Raw genomic sequence first — 20,117 nt, 5'->3', positions numbered from 1 at the left:
ATGTTTGACTGGGTCGGGGCAATGCAGTGCTCAAAGTGCAGACGGGAAGCCGTAGTCTTGCAGCGCTATTCAGGTCTCCACCTCTGCCGCGACCACTTCATCGCCGACCTTGAGGCGAAGGCGAAACGGGAGATCCGCCAGAAGCGGATGATCGTCTCCGGCGACGTGATCGCCGTCGCCCTCTCCGGCGGAAAGGACTCATCCGCCCTGCTCCGTTTTCTCACCCGCACCTTCGGGGAGCGCCGCGACGTCTCCATCCTGGCCCTGACGGTGGACGAGGGGATCGCCGGATACCGCCACCCGGAACAGGCGCACCAGATCGCCGAGGCCTGCGGGGTGCCCTGGCACTGCGTCACCTTCCAGGAGATCGCCGGCACCACCACCGACCGGATCGTCGAGATGCGAGGCGACGCCCTCTCCTGCACCTACTGTGGGGTGATCCGCCGCCACTGCCTGAACACGGCAGCCCGCGACCTGGGCGCCACGAAACTGGCGATGGGAATGAACCTGGACGACGAGGCGCAGTCGGTGCTGATGAACGTGCTGCGCGGCGATGCGGAACGATTGATCCGCCGACCGGCGCCGCTGCCAGGGGTGGTGCGGCGGATCAAACCCTTTGCCGGCGTCCCGGAGCGCGAGGTGGCGCTCTACGCCCACCTCACTATCGGGCGATTCGAGGAGGCGTCATGCCCCTATGCCCACAATGCCCTGCGTTCAGATGTCCGGGCTATCCTGAACGAATACGCATGGCGGCATCCGGCCACGAAATATGCACTGAAGAACCTCGGCGATCAGGTGCCCGAGATCTGCAATGCCGGTGAGGCAGACCTGCAGGTCTGCCCGGAGTGCGGCGAACCCTTCAGCGGCGTCTGCCGATCCTGCCAGTTGATCCGGGAGGCGAGGGGAGGATGAGCAGGGTAATCCCGCTCTGGAAACGGTTCACATCATCCTCCAGAACACGCATCCTGTTTTTCCTCGGGTTGTTCACCGCATATCTCCTCGTCTTCACCGTCATTCTGCATATGGTCTATCCGGTCTGGGAAGGGGAGGCGATCTCCTGGGAGGAGGCGGTGCTCTTTGTGGTGGAGACCGTGACCACCGTGGGCTATGGCGATCTCCTTCCTTTCGAGAGCGAATACACCATCCTGTTCACCATCGTGATGATCATCAGTGGGGTGTTCCTGATCTTCATGTTCATTCCCCTCCTCCTCGCCCCCGCTCTCTCCGAACACATCCGCGCATCCCCGCCCCGCCGCCTGCCCGCACCCATGGAGAACCATGTGGTGATCGTCGGGTCAGGGGAGGGGATCAGGGCCCTGATCGAGAGTCTGGAGATCGCCGACCTGCCGCTGGTGATCGTGGAGGAGGACCGCAGCAGGGCAGAAGACCTCCTCCAGAGATACAGAAAACAGGCCGCAATCATCTGGGGGGACTTTTCCGACGCCGAAACCTGGCGGAATGCATCGATTGCGGATGCCGGGAGCGTGGTGGTCTGTGCCCGCGAAGGGGTCGCCGCCTCGGTGATCCTGGGGGTCAGGGGGATGACAAAGGCCCGGATCATCGCCGTGGTGGACAACCTGGGCTATGACCGCTACCTCCGGTATGCGGGCGCCGAGTACGTCCTCTCCCCGAAGACCGTTGCAGGGCGGATCCTGGGCAGACATGCCATCACCGGCAGTCCGGGCGAGACCATTCTCGGCATATCCCGGACAGCGGCCGAGACGGAAAGCGGTCTTTCCCTGCTCTCCCTGGTGAGCGTCCCCGTGATGGCCGGTTCCCGCGCCGTCGGACGCACCTTCGCCGATCTGGCGCTTCCGGAACGCTACGGGATATCGGTACTCTTTTTCTGGAAGGGCGGATCGTTTGACCGGTTCCCCCGCGGGGAGGACCGGATCGACGCCTCGACGATGCTCTTCCTGCTGGGGCGGGAGGAGGACATCAACCGCGCCTTCAGGGAAGAGATCGCAGGCGAGGCACAGGAGAACGAGATCGCCGTCATCGCGGGTTACGGGGATGTGGGACGGGCGGCATACCGGGAACTCCGCAACGCCGGTGTGGAGTGCACGGTCATCGACCGGCAGGACCACCGCGTCAATGTCATCGGCGAGGCGGAGGACGAGGAGGCCCTCCGTGCCGCCCGCATCGAGGAGGCGACGACCTGCATCGTGGCACTGAACGATGACAACGCCACCGTCTTCACCACCCTGATGGCCCGCAACCTGAACCCGGACCTGCGGATCCTGGCACGGGCAAACTCCCATGCCGCCGTCGACAAACTCTACCTTGCAGGCGCCGACTACGTCTCCCTGCTGCCGACGATCGGCGGTCAGAGCATCGCCGACATCATCCTCGCCGGGATCGTGCGGGTGCTCCTCGACCTCCCTGACGGAGGACGGGTGGTGATGCGGCGGGCACTGAAGAGAAGCGAGGTGAGGGTGAAAACGGTCGAACGGCGGTGCGGCGTCAGGATCGCCGGCATCGAAGGGGAGGGACGGGCGCTCGTCGGTCCGGCACCGGACGAGACAGTGATGCAGGGCGACGCCGTCATCGCCGTCGGCGACCCTGCGGCCATCCGCCGTTTTATCAGGTTCATCTGAATCCCCAATAATCTATTACACACCGAACGCATCTCTGTACGCAGAGGTGAAGAGGCGCTTCCCCCCTGGGATGCAGCTCCTGCTATGATAGAGAGGATTGGATGTGTTATGGAGGCGGTGGACGGCATGATACGCCACGCCGTCTGGAGCGCCGGGGCTGCGGGCATCGTTGTCGGCGTCAGTGGAGGTATTGATTCTGCAGTCGCCGCCGCCTTTGCCGCCCGTGCAATCGGCCCCGAACGGGTGGTCGGACTCACCCTTCCGAGCGCCGTAACCCGGCAGGAGGATATCGAGGACGCCGAAAACCTCTGCCGGGCCATCGGGATCGAGTACAGGAACCTCTCGATCGAACCGGTGATGGAGGCATACCGCGGCTACCCGGGGCTGACCGAGACCCCCTACCTCACCGGCAACCTGATGGCCAGGACCAGGATGGCGATCCTCTATGCCGTGGCGAACCGCGAGGGGCGCCTGGTCTGCGGCACATCGAACAGGACCGAATATCTGCTCGGTTACTGCACAAAACACGGTGACGCCGCCGCCGACATCCAGCCCATCCTCCACCTCTATAAAACGGAGGTGTTTGAGGTGGGGCGGGAAATGGGGCTCCCGGAACGGATCCTCACCAGGGCACCCTCAGCAGGGCTCTGGGCCGGTCAGACCGACGAGGCCGAACTGGGGCATTCCTATCCAGAGATCGACAGTGCCCTTCAGGCTCTGGAAAAAAACGAGTGGAAGGCGGAGACCGCGGTCCAGGAGCGTGTGCTCGCCCGCGTCAGGGCATCTGGGCACAAACGGACACCTCCCCCGCATCTCTGAGGCAGCCGCTGAAGGCGTCGGCGTAGTCCTCCGGATGGTTCAGGAACCGCACCGACTCCTCCCTGCCGAGGAGGGTGTAGAGCGGGACCCCCGGTCCCGTCCCGAACGCTGGCACCGGCAGGGCCACCGCCCGCCGCACGGGACCGGCGTCAGGATATCTGTTATTTTTCACGATGCTCCCGTCCTCCATCTCATAATAGGCCGCACCGCCGAGACGTGCATAGGGAGCATACTCGCTGGCAAAGGCGGTCGAAACCAGATTTGCCATCACCAGATCCTCATCCCCGGGATTGATCGTCACATGCCCGTAGCCCGGCGGGATCACCACGACTTCTCCGGCGGTGGCCTCGACAAACAGCACGGAGGATGCCTCCCTATTCTGGAGCAGGAAATGGGCGCGCCCGCTCATCACCTCATACACCTCAGGAAATCCAACGCCCGCCGGATTTTCGGGATGATAATGCCCCTTCGTCTTCACCAGTTCGGGCCCGATCACGCCGGGCATGATGACGGTGATGTCGTAACGGACGTCATGATCGGCAAGCCAGCGTCGGTCCTCATCGCTCCTGGCGCAATCACGATACATATAATAGAGGGGACGGGAGGGGTCCCGGTCCGCATATTCAGGTGCTGCCAGCACATCAGCCATATCGGCAAGCCGACGGGCGCCCGGCTCCGGCAGTGGTCCTTCCCACGGGATCATTGTCCGTTGGTGCGCCGTCTGTATATATAATACCCGGCCCCGATCAGGACGGCGGCGATGACCACAATCACAACCGGGTTCGAGAAGATGTCGGCGGCACCATCGCGACTCACCACCGACACCGTCACCTTCATGGTGTCGGAGATCTGGCTGTTGTCCAGGGCGTCACGGTAGCGGATCTCGGTGTCCAGCCCGTACTCCTTGATCGTCGCCTCACTGTCGACCGTCACATAGTAGCGGGCGACCGCCGTCTCCCCGGGAGCGAGATCGCCGAGATAGGCGGTGTCATCGTTTGAGGTGAAGGGGTCGACGGCACTGATCCGGGCCTGGGCATTGTAGGCCGTGGCGGCACCGGTGTTCTCATAGGTGACCTCAAGAGTGGCCTTCTCACCCGGTCTCACGGATGTGCTGGAAGAGACGACGCTGAAGTCGATCTTGCCGCCTACAGGGACGCCGATCGTCTCGGTGTCCGAGTTTGCGGTCTCACCATTCTCTTTCTGGTACTCCACCAAGATCCCTACCGGATAAGTCTTGGCATCGGCATCGTTGGATGCAGAAACCTTGAACTGGACCTCGGCAGAGGCGCCTGGCCCGAAGTCCCCGATATAGGCCGAACCGTCGGTCGGGATCAGGGGGCTCGAGGCGTCCTGCACCAGTTTGGCAACCGCCTTTGTGGCATGCTCATAGCCGATGTTGGTGATCCGCACAGTGAGGTAGCCCTCGGTGCCGACATTGAGGTAGCCGGTGGAGACATCGTCGACCTCAAGGTTCACGTCTGACTTCACCGTCACCGGCAGGGAGAGCGTCTCGGTCTTCGTGAGGTAGCCGGTCCTGATCAGGTTGCCGCCCTCGTCGTCGGTCCAGTCCGCATAGGTGTAGGAGATGGTGAGCGGCAGATCATAGGTGCCGGCAGGGGCGTTTTTGTCGAATTTCACGACAAATGAGACAGGTTTGCTGACACCGCCCGCAATGTCGCCGATCTGCTGTGCACCGGATTTCACCGTCACCGGGGCATCGCCAGCGCCGAGGCCAGCCTCGACCAGTTTGGCGAGGTTCGGGGCGTCGGGCGGAGAGAGAGGGGCAGAATCGATCTGGATGACGGGGTTGATCCCCTCATTTGAGATAATCACCGTGAGGGTCACCTCATCACCCGGGGAAAACTCATTGGTGCCTGAAATCGCTGCCGAGAGGGAGGGGTTGCCGAAGAGGTACTCCACCCCCGCCATGGCCGGCATGGTGAGTGCGGCCACCAGCAGCCCTGTGATAAGGAGGGTCCTTGAATCCATGTATATCCACCGTGTTGTTCGTGCAGTAACAACATTTTTCCGTAGACTGTATAAATATCTATGCAATGCCTCCGTCCCCCGACACAATCCAGAGTGTTACAGAAGCCCTCAAAAGCCTCGGACTCACAAAATATGAGGCTCTCGTCTATGTTGCCCTCCTTCAGGTCAAAAACGCGACGGCTACAGAGATCCACGAGATATCCGGCGTCCCCAGGGCCTCGGTATACCCCGTGCTCGACCGCCTCAGCGGCAGGAGCCTGGTCACCGTATCACACACCACACCAAAGCGGTTCGCCGCATTCCCACCCGCAGAAGCGATTGATACCCTCATGAGGGAGATCGGCGCCAGGGCCGAATATGCAAAGGACGTGCTCGGTTCGCTCTATGAAGAGCGGACCGAGAGCGTTGAGGAGGGGCGCGAGCTGATCTGGAATGTGGTCGGGGAGGTAAATATCACGAACCGGATCAGGGACCTCATCATCAACGCAAACGAGAGAGTGGACGTGCTGGGGAGCGCGGTGCTGATCGGGGGGGTGCAGGACGCTCTGAGAATGAGGGCCGGCGAAATCCCGATCGAGGTGATCACCGATCACTGGGACGGAGAGGTTCCGGCCGGGATGATGATACACACAAAAATGCCCCCTGTCTGGGACACCAGAGAACAGAAAAACACGAAGGGCGGGGTGCTGTTTGTCGACGGTCGGCGCGTGCTGGTGGTGATGGCGGGGGACGATGAGGGATCGACCGCGCTTTATTCGGAGTCGGACGGGTTCATCAGGTTTTTTTCCCGCTACTGGGACCTGGTCCGCTCCTATGTCACCGCCCGGTCTCAGAAGTGATGGATCGGTTCGAGTCTGCCCACGTCGATCAGCCCCTTGAGCGAGTTGATCTCAACCCGAAAACCACCCTCAAGCACGGCGGCCATGACATTCGTGCCGCCGAGGATGGCGATACCGAAATACTGCGGTGAACAGGTGTAGCCCAGGATGGGGGCGTTCGGCGGCCCGACCTCGAGTATGCCTGAGATCATGCTCCGCTCAAGATCCTCGATGATGGTCGCCACCGCGGGTTCGGCCTCCATGTGGCACTCCCGCAGGTTGGCGAGCACGCTCCCCTTCCCATACCTGATGACACCGGATATATCGCTGATCTCCTGCGATACAAGCATCTGGAGGGGATCGATCGTCGTGGCGTCGTAGAGGACCATATCGGTGAACCGCCTGGGGGTGCCGTCCTCGATCTCGACGACACCCCCGCCGATCGGGTGAAGGGGGGCGCCCCGACGGATCATCACGCCGTCAATGGTGATCGAGCAGACGGTGCATATACCGATCTTCCCCTCCGGAACGGTGTAGGCGCCGGCCCGCTCACCGGCATGAAAGAACTGAACGAGACCACTGGGGCTGATACCGGCCCGGAAAGTGTCCTTCATGATCGAAAGGACGGGTTCGAAATCGTCGGCACCGATAAGCGAGAGGTTGTAGATCACCAGTCCTTCATCTTCAGAAGGATCATAGGTCACCTGCATGGCCTCCTCCTGAATCAGGTGGTTGATGAATTTGAGGGGGTGATTCACACCATATTCTCGCCGGGGATAGAGAAAAATTATTGCATAGTCCCTGGAGGCAGATCCAGACGGAAATAATCCCATCCGGCATCCATGGCGGCAGTCAGATGGAAAGATTGTTCTATGTTTCTAGAGATATGAGATGAGATGGAATGTGATCTGAGGGAGCGGACGCAGGATATTGTTTCAGACATACTGGAGGCCGCGGGATATGACGTCGAGTGTACCGACGAATCCTTTGATCTCTCGGCAATCGGGGATGACGACAGCTATATCGTGTTGATTTCTGATGATGAGGACGAGATACGGCGGTTCGATGGTCGAACCTTCCGCCTGAGGCGGGGTGATGAGAGCGAGGTCTGCGGGAAGATCGTGGTCACTTTCAGGCGGGTTTCCGGTCTCTCTTCCATGCTCTGGGGCAGGGAGGATATCGCCCGATTTGCAGGTCAAGCGGCACTCGCCCGGATCTTCGGGCACCGCATGGCCCTCGAAGCCACAGCCTCACCCACCATAACCGTTGAAGGAAGGGGGACCAGAGGAGCGGCACCAATGAGCAGGGGCGGCATCCCCATCCTCCACCTGCCGATCCAGATCACCGATAATAACGCCCAGATCATCGCGGGAAAACGGGGGACGGTCCGCTGCAGGTTCGTGCCCTACTGGTGCTACCACTGCACGAGCACCGGCAGCGAGACCGTTGGGAACCATCGCGTCTCCTTTGAAGCGGACATCTCCGGCGGGCTGAACGCAATCAATGGCTCGACGATGGAGATGCAGCTATCGGACGCCACCGATATCCCCATGCCCGAGGATGCCGGGGTGCTCACCCCGAAGACCACAAAGGAGAAGGCATCGGCGTCGCTGCTCAACGAGATGATCGAAACACTCACCCAGCGCGTCAGGATCAAGAGAGAGGAGGGGGACACCGTCTACTATCAGGTGGAGACCCTCAAACCGGACCCGGCCAACATTACGATCGACCTCAACCTTGTGTACGTCCCGGTCTGGGAGATCGAAAGCCGCGACAAGATCGTCGAGGTGAACGCCTTCACCGGCGAGATCCTGGCCATGCCGATGGATGAGGGCGTGGAGATATTTTAGGCGGGGCCAAGAGAGCATGATCGTGGTTATCGGCGGTGGACCGGCAGGGCGATATGCCGCACTGAGACTCGGTCATGCCGGAAGGGAGGTGCTCCTTGTCGAACGCGGTTCGATCGGGGGGCAGTGCCTCAACTACGGGTGCATGATGGTCTGCGCCCTCAACGACGCCGCCCGGCATCTTGAAGAGTGCAGGAGATTCGCCGGTGCCGGGATCATGCACGGCGAGCAGATGGTCGATTTTTCGGCACTTCTTGCAGGAATGGAAGGCGTGCAGGGACGCATCAGAGGAGTGCTCGATCGAGAAACGAGCGGTTCCGGCGTCACCATCAGGTACGGGAGTCAGGCGCACCTCGAGGGGCGGCGGGTGTTCATCGACGACGAGGAGGTCGAGGCGGAGGCGGTGGTCGTCGCCACCGGTTCGTCCCCCCTCATCCCCGATATTCCCGGCACCGGGCTTGACGGCGTCCACACCGCCCATACCCTCCCGCAGATGGCGGCACTGCCCGGGGATCTGGTGATCGCCGGCGGCGGCATCCAGGCGGCGGAGTTCGCCTATATCTTCTCCCGTCTCGGATGCAGCGTCACCGTGCTGGCGCGGAGCGGGTTTCTCCATCACCTCGATCCGCGCCTCCGCCGCATCGCCCTGAAGGAGCTCGAGGGTGTTGAGATCAGGGAGCACGCCCCCCTCACCGGGATCAGCGGCACATCACGTGTCACCGGGGCGAGGTTCGGCGGGGATCGTCCCGGCGAGATCGGTGCCGACACCGTGCTGCTTGCCGCCGGACTCGTCCCGAACTCAAGGATGGTCGACGGTGTGGAGAAGGGGGCGGACGGGCGGATCATCGTCAATGACCGCATGGAGACGTCAGTTAAGAGCGTCTATGCCGCCGGCGACGTCACCGGGGGCCCCTACCTGACGCCAGTCGCCCGCCTGCAGGGGGTCGTGGCGGCCGAGAACATACTGGGGATCGAGCGCCGCTACCACCCCGAAGGGGTGCCGCAGAGTATCGCACTCAGAACCCATCTGGCATTCTGCGCGGATGGAGAGACGGAAGGGCTTGAACTCTCCATACCCGGACCTGCGGGGCCCGGCACCTTCTGGTCGGTGCCCTCCGGGGATACCGGCATGGCAAAGATCCTGGTCGGCAGAGAGGACGGGAGGCTTGGCGGGGTCTGGGCGGCATCACCGGGTGCCGGCATCATCGCCACCTATCTGGCCGACGCCATCAGGCACCGGCGGACGGTCTTCGAACTCGACGGTCTCCTGGAGGTGCACCCGATCCCGGACGGCGTCCACGGGCTGATCGGGTATGCGGCCTCCCACCTGCGGGAGCAGCAGAAGTAGGGGAGAGGAGGGGCGAATCCCCCCATCATCCGCACCGCCGTATCCACCGGCAGGCGGGGGATATCATTTTTATAGAGGCGCTCCTGCACAGATACCACGTGGGCATGATCTTTTTTGAGTTCGCCAGGAGGAATATCAGGCTCCACTGGTTGCGATCGCTGCTTGCAGTCATCGGGATCATCATCGGTGTCGTCGCCATCTCCTCGATGGGCATCCTGGGCAACAGTCTGGTCCTCTCGATCTCGGAATCGCTGACCGATGTCGGCGACACCATCGTGGTCACTCCCCATACCGGCGGCGGGGGCGGTCCGACGGGGACGACCTCCCGCGGGATCACCGACCGGCAGGTGGACGAGATCAAGCGTGCTGTCGGTTCAAATGTCGTTATACCCCTCTATGTGGGCGGCGACCGGATCGTCGTCAGCGGGGATGTCGGCGCCGCCTCCATCTATGGCATGAAACCTGCAGATATCCCCGAACTCCTCGACCTGGAGGAAGGGGTCTATGTGCGGGGCTCGACCACCGCAATGGCCGGAAAGATGGTGGCCGACGAGTTCGATCTGGTTGTCGGGAGCCGCGTCGGGATCGGCGAAGACGAGCAAAGACTCAGGATCGTCGGCATCCTGGAGGAGCGGGGGGTCGGTTTCGACATCAACCCCGATTATGCCCTCGTCGTCTCCGACGATTTTTTTCAGGATTACTATGGTGCGGACGACTGGGACCAGGTGATCGTCAAGGTGCGCGACCTGGACGAGATCGACGCCGTCAAGGACGCCATCGAGGAGCAGCTGAACCGGCGGGAGCAGGAGGTGAACGTGCTCGACACCCGTGCGATCCTGGAGACCCTCCTCGACACCTTCAACCGGATCTCGACCTTCACCGTCGCCATCGGCGGGATCTCCCTCATCGTGGCCGGAGTCTCCATCTTCAATGTGATGATGATGTCGGTGACCGAGCGCACAAAGGAGATCGGGGTGATCCGCTCCATCGGCACGATGCAGAGCGAGGTGCTGCGGATGTTCGTCTACGAGGCCTTTATTCTCGGTTTCATCGGGAGCGCCATCGGCGGTCTGTTCAGTTTTCTCGGCGGCTATCTCGCCCTCATCGTCATGCTCGGGGACACCACCTATCTTTTTGTGCCTTCAAGCCTCGTGTACATTATCTACGGAATGGCATTCGGTATCGGCACGAGCATCCTCTCCGGTTTCTATCCGGCATGGAAGGCATCGCATCTGAACCCAATCGAGGCATTGCGACATGAATGAACAGGAACCGATCATCAGATTTGTGGGGGTTTCAAAGGTCTACCCCCTCCCGGCAGGCGATGTGGTGGCCCTCGACAATGTCTCCCTCGATGTCGAGGCCGGAGAGTTCCTTGCGATCATGGGGCCGTCGGGGTCGGGCAAGTCCACCCTCCTCAACCTCATGGGCTGCCTGGACACCCCGACGGCAGGGAAACTCTATATCAAGGGAAAGGATATCGGCAGTCTTTCGGACGATGAACTCACCGCCCTCCGCCGGGACCACATCGGCTTCATCTTCCAGCAGTTCAACCTCATCCCCCTCCTCAACGTCGTCGAGAACGTGGAGTTTCCCCGCCTCCTCAAGGAGCGGCGGGGCGGGTGCACCGAGCGCTGCCTGGAGATCCTCAGTTCGGTCGGGCTTGAACGCGAGCTGCTCACCCACACCCCGGCAGAGCTCTCTGGAGGTCAGCAGCAGCGGGTGGCGATCGCCCGCGCCCTGATCAACGATCCCGAGATCCTTCTCGCCGACGAACCCACCGGCAACCTGGATACAAAGACCGGGACCGGGATCATGGACCTCCTCAGCAGCATGAACCGGGAGGGGAAGACGATCATCATGGTCACCCATGACCAGCATGTGGCGGACTATGCACGGCGGCGGATCGAGATCGTCGACGGACGGATCATATGATCTTTTTCTCGTTTGCCCTCAGGAATGTCAGGCGGCATTCCGTGCGGTCCCTTCTGGCCACGCTCGGCATCGTCATCGGGGTGTTTGCGATCGCCTCCCTGGGAGTGATGGGCAACTCCATCAACCTGCTGGCCGCTGCCCTCATCGCCGATGTGGGGGATACGGTGGTGATCACGCCCCACACCGCCCTCGGCGATGCCGGATTTGTCGGTGATCCCCGGACTACGGTGGCGGCCACGATAACGGAGGCCGACTTCGAACGAATCAGCCGGGCGGCGGGCGGATACCGGACGGTGCCGGTGCTCGAGGGGGCAGCAGAACTGCTCAGCGGGAACGAGGGCGGGTATGCCCTGGTGATGGGGTTGCCCTACGAGGATATATCCCATCTTCTCGACCTCTCCGAGGGGAATTATCTCCGTGCGGGCTCTCGTTCCTGCCTTGTCGGCGTCTATCTTGCCCGGGAATATGATCTGCGGGCAGGGAGTCGGGTGACGGTCGGCGGCGAGAGCATGCCGGTGGCGGGCGTGCTGGAGGAGCGGGGGTTTGCCTTCGACATCAACCCGGACTATGCGATCGTCGTCACAAAAGAGCGGTTCTTCGAGATGTTCCCTGACCGGGAGGGCGGGTATGACTATATCATCGTCCGGGTCACCGATCCGGATGACATCGACGGGGTGAAGACGGCGATCGACACCGCCCTCAACCGCCGGGACGAGACGGTGGACATCACCGATTCCCGCCAGGCGCTGCAGCAGGTGAACGAGATCTATGATGCCATGGGGCTGTTTCTCCTTGCGATCGGGGCGATATCGCTGGTGATCGCCGGCGTTTCAATCCTGAACGTGATGATCATCTCGGTCACCGAACGGATCCGCGAGATCGGGGTGATGCGCTCGATCGGGGCGAGAAGAAATGAGATCCTGCTGATGTTCCTCTACGAGGCCCTTATCCTCGGGATCGCCGGCAGCATCATCGGCGGGGTGTTCAGTTTTGCCGGCGGATACCTGATCAGTGTGGCCGCCCTGCAGGTGTTCACCGCCGGCACCACCTTCGGGGAGGGGGCGACGATCTTCGATCCCGTCTCGGTCGCCTACATCGTGTTTGCGATGCTCTTCGGGGTGGCGGTGAGCATGGCCTCCGGGCTCTACCCGGCATGGCAGGCGTCCAGGATGACGCCGATCGAGGCGCTGCGGGGGTGAAGAGAGAGTGGGGTCGGTCGGGCAGTTCTTTCTGATCTCCGCGGTGCGCAACCTGCGCCGCCACAGCGTGCGCTCCGGGCTTGCCGTGCTCGGGATCGTCATCGGGGTGCTCGCCATCGGGGCGCTCGGCATCCTGGGGGCGAACCTGATCACGCTCTTCTCCGGTCTTGTGGCCGACGTCTCGGACACGGTGGTCGTCACCCCCCACCTCGCCGCCGCATCGGGCGATCCCTTCGATCCCCGTTCAGCGCTTGCCACCGGGATTTCCGAGGCGGATTATAACCGCATCGCCCGTGCAGCAGGGGCGAACACCGCCATCCCCCTCATCCAGACTGCCGAGATGATGAAAAAAGGGAGTGAAGGCGGATTTGTGCCGGTGATCGTGCTGCCGCGGGAGGACATGCCGCTCCTGCTCACCGTCGCCGCGGGTGGATGGCCCGGCGGTTCCGGGATCCTGCTCGGCAGCAACCTTGCCGAGGAGTTCGAGGTGCGGGCGGGCGCACGGGTCACCATCGGGGACGAGGAGGTGCGGATCGCCGGCGTGCTGGAGGAGCGGGGGCTCGCCATCGACATCAACCCCGATTATGCGGTGGTGGTGACCGAGGACTGGTACTTCGATCGCCACGGCGAGGAGGCCTACGACCGGGTGGTGATCAAGGTCGGCGATCTCGACGATATCCCGGCGGTGAAGGCGGCGGTGAAGGAGCAGATGAACCGCCGCAAGGAGGTGGTGGACGTCATGGACTCCCGCGAGATCCTGGAGCTCTACTACCAGACCTATGACGCCATCTCCATCTTTCTCCTGGGAATCGGGGGGGTGGCGCTGCTGGTGGCCGGGGTATCGATCCTGAACGTGATGATCATCTCGGTCACCCAGCGGACGCACGAGATCGGGATCATGCGTTCCCTGGGCGCCCTGCGCCGGGAGATCCTGCTGATGTTCCTCTACGAGGCCCTTATCCTGGGCATTGCCGGCAGCCTTCTCGGCGGCGCCCTCTCCGCAGGGGCGGGCCTCGTGATCACCGCATCGGTGGCGGAGAGCATCTTCGCCGGATACGGCACCATACCGGAGGGGATCGGGGCGGAAGGGGTCAGAGCGATCCTGATCGGCATGGGGTTCGGCACCGCCACAAGCCTCCTCTCCGGGGTCTATCCGGCATGGAAGGCAGCGCACCTCGACCCGATCGAGGCGCTGCATTACGAATAAAAAAAGAGGGGTTATCTCCGCCTGAGCACCAGCAGGGCGCCGAGCGCCGCTATGGGAGCAAAGACAAGCGGGCTCTTCTGTGTCGCCGGGGGCAGGGTTTCTGCCGTCTCCACCGGTTCTGCAGGCGCCAGCGTCGCCGCCGGCGTCACATTCTCTGCTACGACCGGGGCCTTCTCCGGCAGGGCGGTGATGGCGAAATACGAGAAGCCCGGTGTTTCGGCCCGGAAGGTAAAGGCGTCACCGCTCTCGCCGGTCACTTCCACTTTGAGGCGCTCCCATACGCCGTCATGATAGCGCCAGACCGCGATGTCCTCAGGGGAGAGGTTGCGCTCATCCAGCCATGCCTTTGAGACCGAGAAATCGATCACGCCGGAGGCGATCTCGTCGTCGGTGGCATGATAGACCTGGATCTGGAGGCAGTCATAGACCTCACCCGAGGGAACCGGGACATCTGAGGGGAGGGAGACCGAATCGGCCGTCACCAGCACCGACGGGATGCTCCCGGCGGGGGTGATCTCCACCGCAGAAACCGGGGTGGTCCCTGACCTGAAGGGGATCACCGCAGGCGTGCCGGCAGAGAGACTGCTCGCCGACCCCGCCGAGGAGGACGAGGAACTCCCGCCCCCGCCTGATGCCGCCGTCACCGTGACGGTGCCGGTGATGGTGTCGGCGCCGTAGGCATTGGAGACGTTCAGGAGAACGGTATAGGTGCCGGTCTGTGTATAGGTGTGCACCGGGTCCTCTTCTGCGGAGACGGCGCCGTCTCCGAACGCCCAGGACCAGGTGTCGGGCTCGTTTGCCGAGGTGTCGGTGAACCGCACGGTCAGCGGGGCGGCGCCGGTGGTCGGCACCGCCTCAAACAGGGCCAGAGGGGCCGCATATCCCTCAAAACGCTCCATCAGCGGGTAGGAGTCGGTGAGGTTCTCCACGATCTCAAAGCCCTCATCCCCGATGCCGTCGCCGTTTGAGTCGGTGCCATTGTAGGTGCTCCAGTAGTTGCCGGTGAAATTGGTGTGGACACTGCCGTTGTAGCGATAGGTCCGCTCCTCAGGAGAGTTCCAGAGGAGGCCTGAATCCTCGACCGCTTCCTGGCGGGGGAACGCCGCCTGTCCGGTGAAGAAGGGAGATTGCTCCTGGTAATACCCATCCAGCCATTCACATCCGCTCCAGGCCGGCATATCGGCCTGCGAACAGACGGACTCCGTCATTTCGGGTTCCATCGGTTCGGAGAAGAGCATGCTGTTCAGGTAGACAGCGGTGTCCGTTCCCGAACCCGACAGCGGGAGATACCCGGAGAAGGTGTTTTTAGTCACCGAGGAGTTATCCATGCCAAGTAACGCCCCTCCAACAATATATCCGGAGACCGTGTTCCCGGTCAGGCTGCAATTCTCAATCTCTACGCCTAAAACACCCACATAGCCCCCAACTGTGGAACCAAATACGCTCAGGCAGGCGCTGTCTGCCATTTCCATCCCAATCAACTCTGCAGTGACGGCGCTGTCCACGACAACGCACCCGTCACAGCCTGAAAGCATCAGTCCTGCTTCCAGAGCCTCGATGGAGAGAGCATCCACAAGAACACCCTCTGAATCGATAGCGATCAGACCAGCAAATCCGGCTGAAATCAGGGAATCGACGATCGCCACATTCTCTGATCCAATAGCGACCGCCCCATAGCAGCAGGTCTCAGCCGTGGTGTTGATCACGGCCACATCGGTGCAGGAGAAGAACGCACACCCGACATAGGAATCCGACAGCGCCAGTCCGTCCACCAGCACATCGGTACAGCCCACACAGACGACGGCGCCGGCGTCGGGACCGATCTCGACATCTGAGGCGCCCTCAAGGTAGACGACCGGGCGCCCGTCGACGGTGTTGGAGGTATCGATGCTGTTGCCGGGGGAGGGATCGGTGTCGAGATATCCGAAGTTATAGGTGTTGTTCGTCATCGTGTTGTTCGAGAGGGTGAGGTTGCCGGAATCCCCAACCCCGATGCCGATCAGGGTGCCGGTCACCACGGTGTCCCGTACAACACTGTCGGCGGCTTCGATATCAATCCCGACGGTTTCTGTGGCATTGCCGGTGACAGTGAAACCCTCGAAGACGGCGCCGTCCGTGGAGAGATAGACGCCATCGTCCGATGAAATGACAGGCATCCCGACACCGGTGAGCGTGACGCTCCGGTTGATCACGACCGATTCGTTGTAGGTGCCGGCTGCAACCACGATTGAATCACCGTCCTTCGCCATCGTGATCGCCTGCTGGATGCTCGCCGCCTCTTCCGGCACATGGATGGTCACCGGTCCGATGTATTCGGTGAACGAGTGCATCAGCGGGCGGTCGTCCTCTCCAAGTGATCCGAGGTCAACAGGTGTGTCTCCGATACCGTCATTGTCCAGATCACTGCCATTGTAGGTGCTCCAGTGGTTCCCGAGATGGGAGTCGTGGAGGGTGCCGTCATAGCGGTAGGCGACCGGTTCGGTGGAGTTCCAGACATTCCCCGACTCGCCCTGATCGTCGGCGTTCAGAAGGCGGAGAGAGGCTTCGGGGATCGGAATCTCTGCATCGTCAGCGGATCTCAGACTGCAGCCTTCACCGCTGCCGCACCCTTTCTGCCCTTTATCCTGGCATTCCGCCTCTGCGGGGAGCATGGCTGGAAGAGCGGGCGGCTTGATACAGAAATCATTCTCATAGACGGTGTTGTTGGAGAAGTTCTCATAATACACACCGGCGTCCGAGAAGTTCAGCACATTTCGGGAGAGGAGGGACTCGTCGACATGCATGAAGTAGGCATTGCCACCGTCCGAGAGAATCGTGTTCTGCTGCATCGAAAGGGCGGATGAACCATTGACAACGATGCGGCCGTCCACCAGGTCGAAGGCATTGGAGGCGATCGAGGACGCCGAGACCTGGTCCAGGATCAGGGCATAACAGCTGGTTCCTGAGGTCGAAACGGCATTATCCTCGACGGCGAGGTTGGTCCCGGAGAAGATCTCGATGCTCCTGCCGATATTGGTAAAGGTGCAGTCCCTGACGGTGGAGTCGTCGGTGTGGATGAAATTGACACCGTTCAGGTTATCGACAAACGCCAACCCCTCCACCGTGATATCGCTGCACCCGACACAGCAGACGACGGCGGCATCGGTCGAGGCGTCGATGGTGCGACCCGATTCGCCCTCCAGATAATAGACCGGTCTGCCGCCGGCGGTGTTGGTGGTGTCGATCCGGTTGCCGGGGGAGGGATCGGCGCTCCGGTAGCCGAAGTCGCGGGTGTTCTCCGCCATCACATTGCCCGAGAGCGTGGTGTTGGTGACACTCCAGAGCCTGAGACCGAGTTTGCCGTTCTCGGTGGCGGTGTTGCCGATCACATCGGCGTCATCGACCAGGTAGAGGAAGAGCCCCATCCCCCCATTATCCGTCAGGGTGTTGTCGGAGACGGTGATCCCGGTACAATACCCATTCCAGGACTGTATGATCAGACCATGGTTGCCGTTGCCGGTGATGGTATTCGCGCCGAAGACGCACGCATCCATCTCTTCCGCGTTTATGCCATGGACACCGCTGCCCGATATCAGGTTGCCGGTGAGGGAGAGGTTTTCGCAGTCATAGAGACGGAGACCATGGACACCGTTATCGGTGACGGCGCACTCAGTCACCGTTACGTCGCTGCATCCCCGGATCAGCAGACCATGGTTGCCGTTGCCGTCGACCTCGCACCCGCTCACCGCCAGGAGATCGCTCTCCTCCATGCGGAGTCCATGATATCCATTCCCCGATGAGGTGGTGGATTCGACCGTGAAGTTCGACGCCCCGAGGACATAGATCCCGTGACCGCCATTGTCGACGGCAGAACAGTTCAGGAGACGGACGTCATCGGAGCAGACCATGAACCCGGCATCGGCGGGTTCTGGGTCGCCGCTGCAAACGTCACCCGAACCGGTGGCGGCGATACCGGTGATAGACACCCCGTCGGCGCTCACCGTGACGGCGCTGCCCGCACTGCCGGCATCGATCACCGGCATCCCGTCGCCGGCAATGCCGAGGCGTTTTGTCACGTTCACGTTCTCGGTATAGGTTCCAGAGGCGATGAGGATCGTGTCGCCGTCGGCGGCGGCGTCGATCGCCGCTCCGACCGTTGGATAATCACCGGGCACATGGATCACAGATCCATTCATCACATCAGCAGAAACCGGCGCACATGCGGCGATGAACAGGAGGCACGCCGCCAATAACAGGGATCGCAGGGGTATATTCATAGAGGTTCACCTTCCTCCCCCCGCGTGAATAGGAGAAGGAAATCCATGATATATGTGGGTGATCATTTGATGCCCGTACAGGGACGGATGCCCGCCCCATGATAAAATTACTCAGGTTGGAGGCGCAATCGGATCAGATAGTAATTCACATCAACTATCGCACTCCCGCTCCGGAACCTGCAGAAAGTATTATGTAGTGATACCGGCATCAATCGTTCACGTCAACAGTCCGGGGGGGACGAATGACAGGGAAACAACCGACGGGTCTTTCTCTCAGAGCACCGCGGTTCCATCGCAGAGACAGGGAGCATTCTATGGAGAGCATCACGGCGATGATCGAGAGGCGGGATAACAATTCAACAATGGAGGGGGATATCAACCTGAAGGAGCGTGTTGAAAGGACCGATTAAGGTAACTATATATAATAGAATGTCACGATCCCATTTATGAGCGGATCTGATGGATTCGGGGGGATACGAGGGCGCCTCGAAGTGAGTCCGGAGCCAGATGAGGTGTGCACCCTCCTCAATTCCTCAGACCACGATGTCAGGGAGATGTTCAGGCGCCTTGGAACAAACCAGAAAACCGAGGCACTTGAGATATTGAAACGCCTGAAACATGCAGAGATAAAAGAAAAAGAGTGAATGATTTTATTATCCATAGATCTCTTTTGAACGCTCCAGTGCGGCGACAGCTGGCAGTTTCTTTCCGGTCAGGAACTCAATACATGCCCCGCCACCCGTCGAGATATGGGTGAACGCCGATTCAAGCCCCATCTTCTCTATCACGGCCGCCGTGTGCCCGCCACCGACCACCGAGAAGGGCACCTTCGATGAAGCCCTGAGGATTTCATGGGTGCCCATGGCAAAGGCGGGATCCTCGAACACACCGGCCGGACCGTTGAGGACAACCGTACCGGACGATCGGATCGCCTCGTTCACCCGCCGCAGCGCCTCTGAACCGATGTCCATCACCGGGAACTCGGCGGGGATGCTATCGACGGCATACTCCATGCGCCCATCACCCTCCCGGACGGCCACCTGATCAGGGAGCACCACCCGGCCCTCAAATCGGGAGAGGAGGGACTTCGCCCGCTCAATCTCGCCCGTATATTTCAACTGCCCGATCAGGTCGGTGGAGGGCCTGCCGATGTCGTGGCCCTCCGCCATCAGGAACACATTTGCAACCACACCGATAACGATGACCCGGTCTGCGATCCCTTTCTCAAGCACGTTCTCGGCCACCGCCACCGAGTCGTCCACCTTCGTCCCGCCGAGCACAAAGGTCACGGGACGCGGCGCTCCGGTGAAGACCCGTGAGAGGGTGGAAACCTCCCGCTCCATCAACAGACCGGCAGCAGAACGCATCAGCATCGGGAGACCTACAACCGTGGGCTGCGAACGGTGGGCGGTGCCAAAGGCATCGTTGACGAAGATATCGCCCATAGAGGAGAGCATCCGGCAGATATGGGTGCTTTTTGCCGCCTCAGGATTGAGGGTCAGGTTTTCTTCCGCATTGAAGCGCACATTCTCGAGCATCAGAACCTCTCCGGGCCGCATGGAAGAGACTGCATTCCGGGCTGCACGCCCGAAGATGTCGTCGATATAGGAGACCGGGCGGCCGAGGAGGTGCTCCAGCCTCTCCGCATGCCCCCTGAGGGGGGTGAAGTCCTTCTTGCCGGGCCGGCTCTGATGCGCCAGCACGACGACCTTTGCGTCCTCAAGAGCACGGACGGTCGGGAGATGCTCCCGGAACCGTTTATCATCCAGGATCTCTCCGGATGCCGGGTCGATCGGAGAGTTGAAGTCAACACGCAGGAGTACGGTTTTTCCGGTGAGGTCGAGATCTGTGAGTGTTCCAATCGTCATGAGATTACCTGCCGCCGTGGGTATTGATTCCCCGTACACCGTTGGGAGGATAAAATAATATTGGTTTTTGTCGGCATGAGGATTCAATCGGGCACAACAGCATAAATCGCCCCATGCTCACCCTCCCATTGTGGGCGGATGAATGTGATGCCCTCCTTCGGGGGACATGAGAGGATGCTCGAGGCATCGATGGCGGATCTTCCCTTCGGTGACGTGCTGTGATCTGATCCTGGC

16 protein-coding genes are annotated in these 20,117 nt (G+C 61.4%); 11 read left to right on the top strand and 5 right to left on the bottom strand.

Annotated features, from left to right (window positions below; translation table 11 throughout):
- The 3 genes from CUJ86_RS03670 (at window position 1) to CUJ86_RS03660 (ending at window position 3,416) form a co-directional block, all read left to right on the top strand.
- Window positions 1-912, top strand: a complete 912-nt coding sequence (locus CUJ86_RS03670) for a TIGR00269 family protein (RefSeq protein ID WP_130646185.1) — start codon at window positions 1-3, stop codon at window positions 910-912.
- Window positions 909-2,597, top strand: a complete 1,689-nt coding sequence (locus CUJ86_RS03665; protein WP_130646184.1) for a potassium channel family protein — start codon at window positions 909-911, stop codon at window positions 2,595-2,597. Before CUJ86_RS03670 ends, CUJ86_RS03665 begins: the two co-directional genes overlap by 4 nt.
- Before the next feature lie 84 nt (window positions 2,598-2,681).
- A complete protein-coding gene (locus tag CUJ86_RS03660; RefSeq protein WP_130646183.1) occupies window positions 2,682-3,416 on the top strand; it encodes an NAD+ synthase in 735 nt (244 codons plus the stop codon).
- Here CUJ86_RS03660 and CUJ86_RS03655 read toward each other — a convergent pair.
- Entirely contained in the window at window positions 3,373-4,119 is a 747-nt protein-coding gene (locus tag CUJ86_RS03655) for a glucose-6-phosphate isomerase family protein (RefSeq protein WP_130646182.1), read from the bottom strand. The two genes, CUJ86_RS03660 and CUJ86_RS03655, sit on opposite strands and share 44 nt — an antisense overlap.
- Entirely contained in the window at window positions 4,116-5,405 is a 1,290-nt protein-coding gene (locus CUJ86_RS03650; RefSeq protein ID WP_130646181.1) for a COG1361 S-layer family protein, read from the bottom strand. Before CUJ86_RS03650 ends, CUJ86_RS03655 begins: the two co-directional genes overlap by 4 nt.
- A gap of 65 nt (window positions 5,406-5,470) precedes the next feature.
- Between CUJ86_RS03650 and CUJ86_RS03645 the strand changes: the two genes are divergently transcribed.
- Window positions 5,471-6,244 carry a TrmB family transcriptional regulator gene (locus tag CUJ86_RS03645; protein WP_130646180.1) on the top strand — a complete coding sequence of 258 codons (774 nt, stop codon included), beginning with the start codon at window positions 5,471-5,473 and terminating at the stop codon, window positions 6,242-6,244.
- On the opposite strand, the gene CUJ86_RS03640 is transcribed toward CUJ86_RS03645, so the two are convergent.
- The gene (locus tag CUJ86_RS03640) at window positions 6,235-7,056 is read right to left on the bottom strand and encodes a DUF128 domain-containing protein (RefSeq protein ID WP_328590934.1); all 822 of its coding nucleotides are present in this window, start codon (window positions 7,054-7,056) and stop codon (window positions 6,235-6,237) included. The two genes, CUJ86_RS03645 and CUJ86_RS03640, sit on opposite strands and share 10 nt — an antisense overlap.
- Before the next feature lie 63 nt (window positions 7,057-7,119).
- Here CUJ86_RS03640 and CUJ86_RS03635 point away from each other — a divergent pair, with 63 nt between their 5' ends.
- The 6 genes from CUJ86_RS03635 to CUJ86_RS03610 all read left to right on the top strand — a co-directional run bounded on the left by CUJ86_RS03635 (window position 7,120) and on the right by CUJ86_RS03610 (window position 13,759).
- Window positions 7,120-8,073, top strand: coding sequence for a hypothetical protein (locus CUJ86_RS03635; RefSeq protein WP_130646179.1), 954 nt, complete (start codon window positions 7,120-7,122; stop codon window positions 8,071-8,073).
- 16 nt (window positions 8,074-8,089) lie between these two features.
- Entirely contained in the window at window positions 8,090-9,418 is a 1,329-nt protein-coding gene (locus CUJ86_RS03630; protein ID WP_130646178.1) for an FAD-dependent oxidoreductase, read from the top strand.
- A 104-nt stretch (window positions 9,419-9,522) separates the two neighbouring features.
- Window positions 9,523-10,683, top strand: a complete 1,161-nt coding sequence (locus CUJ86_RS03625; RefSeq protein WP_130646177.1) for an ABC transporter permease — start codon at window positions 9,523-9,525, stop codon at window positions 10,681-10,683.
- Window positions 10,676-11,353 (top strand): ABC transporter ATP-binding protein, encoded by a 678-nt coding sequence (locus CUJ86_RS03620; protein ID WP_130646176.1) that lies wholly within the window; start codon window positions 10,676-10,678, stop codon window positions 11,351-11,353. Before CUJ86_RS03625 ends, CUJ86_RS03620 begins: the two co-directional genes overlap by 8 nt.
- Entirely contained in the window at window positions 11,350-12,552 is a 1,203-nt protein-coding gene (locus CUJ86_RS03615; RefSeq protein ID WP_130646175.1) for an ABC transporter permease, read from the top strand. Before CUJ86_RS03620 ends, CUJ86_RS03615 begins: the two co-directional genes overlap by 4 nt.
- A gap of 7 nt (window positions 12,553-12,559) precedes the next feature.
- Window positions 12,560-13,759, top strand: coding sequence for an ABC transporter permease (locus tag CUJ86_RS03610; RefSeq protein ID WP_130646174.1), 1,200 nt, complete (start codon window positions 12,560-12,562; stop codon window positions 13,757-13,759).
- Window positions 13,760-13,770: 11 nt separating this feature from the next.
- On the opposite strand, the gene CUJ86_RS03605 is transcribed toward CUJ86_RS03610, so the two are convergent.
- A complete protein-coding gene (locus tag CUJ86_RS03605) occupies window positions 13,771-18,015 on the bottom strand; it encodes a NosD domain-containing protein (RefSeq protein ID WP_130646173.1) in 4,245 nt (1,414 codons plus the stop codon).
- A 446-nt stretch (window positions 18,016-18,461) separates the two neighbouring features.
- Here CUJ86_RS03605 and CUJ86_RS03600 point away from each other — a divergent pair, with 446 nt between their 5' ends.
- On the top strand, window positions 18,462-18,659 hold the full coding sequence (locus tag CUJ86_RS03600; RefSeq protein WP_130646172.1) for a hypothetical protein: 198 nt from the start codon (window positions 18,462-18,464) through the stop codon (window positions 18,657-18,659).
- A gap of 9 nt (window positions 18,660-18,668) precedes the next feature.
- Here the strand turns inward: CUJ86_RS03600 and CUJ86_RS03595 are convergent, their stop codons facing one another.
- Window positions 18,669-19,883, bottom strand: coding sequence for a phosphoglycerate kinase (locus CUJ86_RS03595; RefSeq protein ID WP_130646171.1), 1,215 nt, complete (start codon window positions 19,881-19,883; stop codon window positions 18,669-18,671).
- Window positions 19,884-20,117: the final 234 nt, after the last annotated feature.

It is taken from the genome of Methanofollis fontis, from assembly GCF_004297185.1.
In the GTDB taxonomy this organism is placed as follows: Archaea; Halobacteriota; Methanomicrobia; order Methanomicrobiales; family Methanofollaceae; genus Methanofollis; species Methanofollis fontis.
Note: the sequence above shows the minus strand (reverse complement) of the source record. Positions and strands in the feature narration are given on the sequence as shown.

Bases quoted from the DNA above. Each gene is read 5' to 3' on its own strand.
- CUJ86_RS03655 (WP_130646182.1), bottom strand. From the start codon at position 4,119: ATGATCCCGTGGGAAGGACCACTGCCGGAGCCGGGCGCCCGTCGGCTT.
- CUJ86_RS03595 (WP_130646171.1), bottom strand. From the start codon at position 19,883: ATGACGATTGGAACACTCACAGATCTCGACCTCACCGGAAAAACCGTA.
- CUJ86_RS03630 (WP_130646178.1), top strand. From the start codon at position 8,090: ATGATCGTGGTTATCGGCGGTGGACCGGCAGGGCGATATGCCGCACTG.
- CUJ86_RS03640 (WP_328590934.1), bottom strand. From the start codon at position 7,056: ATGGGATTATTTCCGTCTGGATCTGCCTCCAGGGACTATGCAATAATT.
- CUJ86_RS03605 (WP_130646173.1), bottom strand. From the start codon at position 18,015: ATGAATATACCCCTGCGATCCCTGTTATTGGCGGCGTGCCTCCTGTTC.
- CUJ86_RS03665 (WP_130646184.1), top strand. From the start codon at position 909: ATGAGCAGGGTAATCCCGCTCTGGAAACGGTTCACATCATCCTCCAGA.
- CUJ86_RS03620 (WP_130646176.1), top strand. From the start codon at position 10,676: ATGAATGAACAGGAACCGATCATCAGATTTGTGGGGGTTTCAAAGGTC.
- CUJ86_RS03670 (WP_130646185.1), top strand. From the start codon at position 1: ATGTTTGACTGGGTCGGGGCAATGCAGTGCTCAAAGTGCAGACGGGAA.
- CUJ86_RS03660 (WP_130646183.1), top strand. From the start codon at position 2,682: ATGATAGAGAGGATTGGATGTGTTATGGAGGCGGTGGACGGCATGATA.
- CUJ86_RS03645 (WP_130646180.1), top strand. From the start codon at position 5,471: ATGCCTCCGTCCCCCGACACAATCCAGAGTGTTACAGAAGCCCTCAAA.
- CUJ86_RS03625 (WP_130646177.1), top strand. From the start codon at position 9,523: ATGATCTTTTTTGAGTTCGCCAGGAGGAATATCAGGCTCCACTGGTTG.
- CUJ86_RS03615 (WP_130646175.1), top strand. From the start codon at position 11,350: ATGATCTTTTTCTCGTTTGCCCTCAGGAATGTCAGGCGGCATTCCGTG.
- CUJ86_RS03635 (WP_130646179.1), top strand. From the start codon at position 7,120: ATGGAATGTGATCTGAGGGAGCGGACGCAGGATATTGTTTCAGACATA.
- CUJ86_RS03650 (WP_130646181.1), bottom strand. From the start codon at position 5,405: ATGGATTCAAGGACCCTCCTTATCACAGGGCTGCTGGTGGCCGCACTC.
- CUJ86_RS03600 (WP_130646172.1), top strand. From the start codon at position 18,462: ATGAGCGGATCTGATGGATTCGGGGGGATACGAGGGCGCCTCGAAGTG.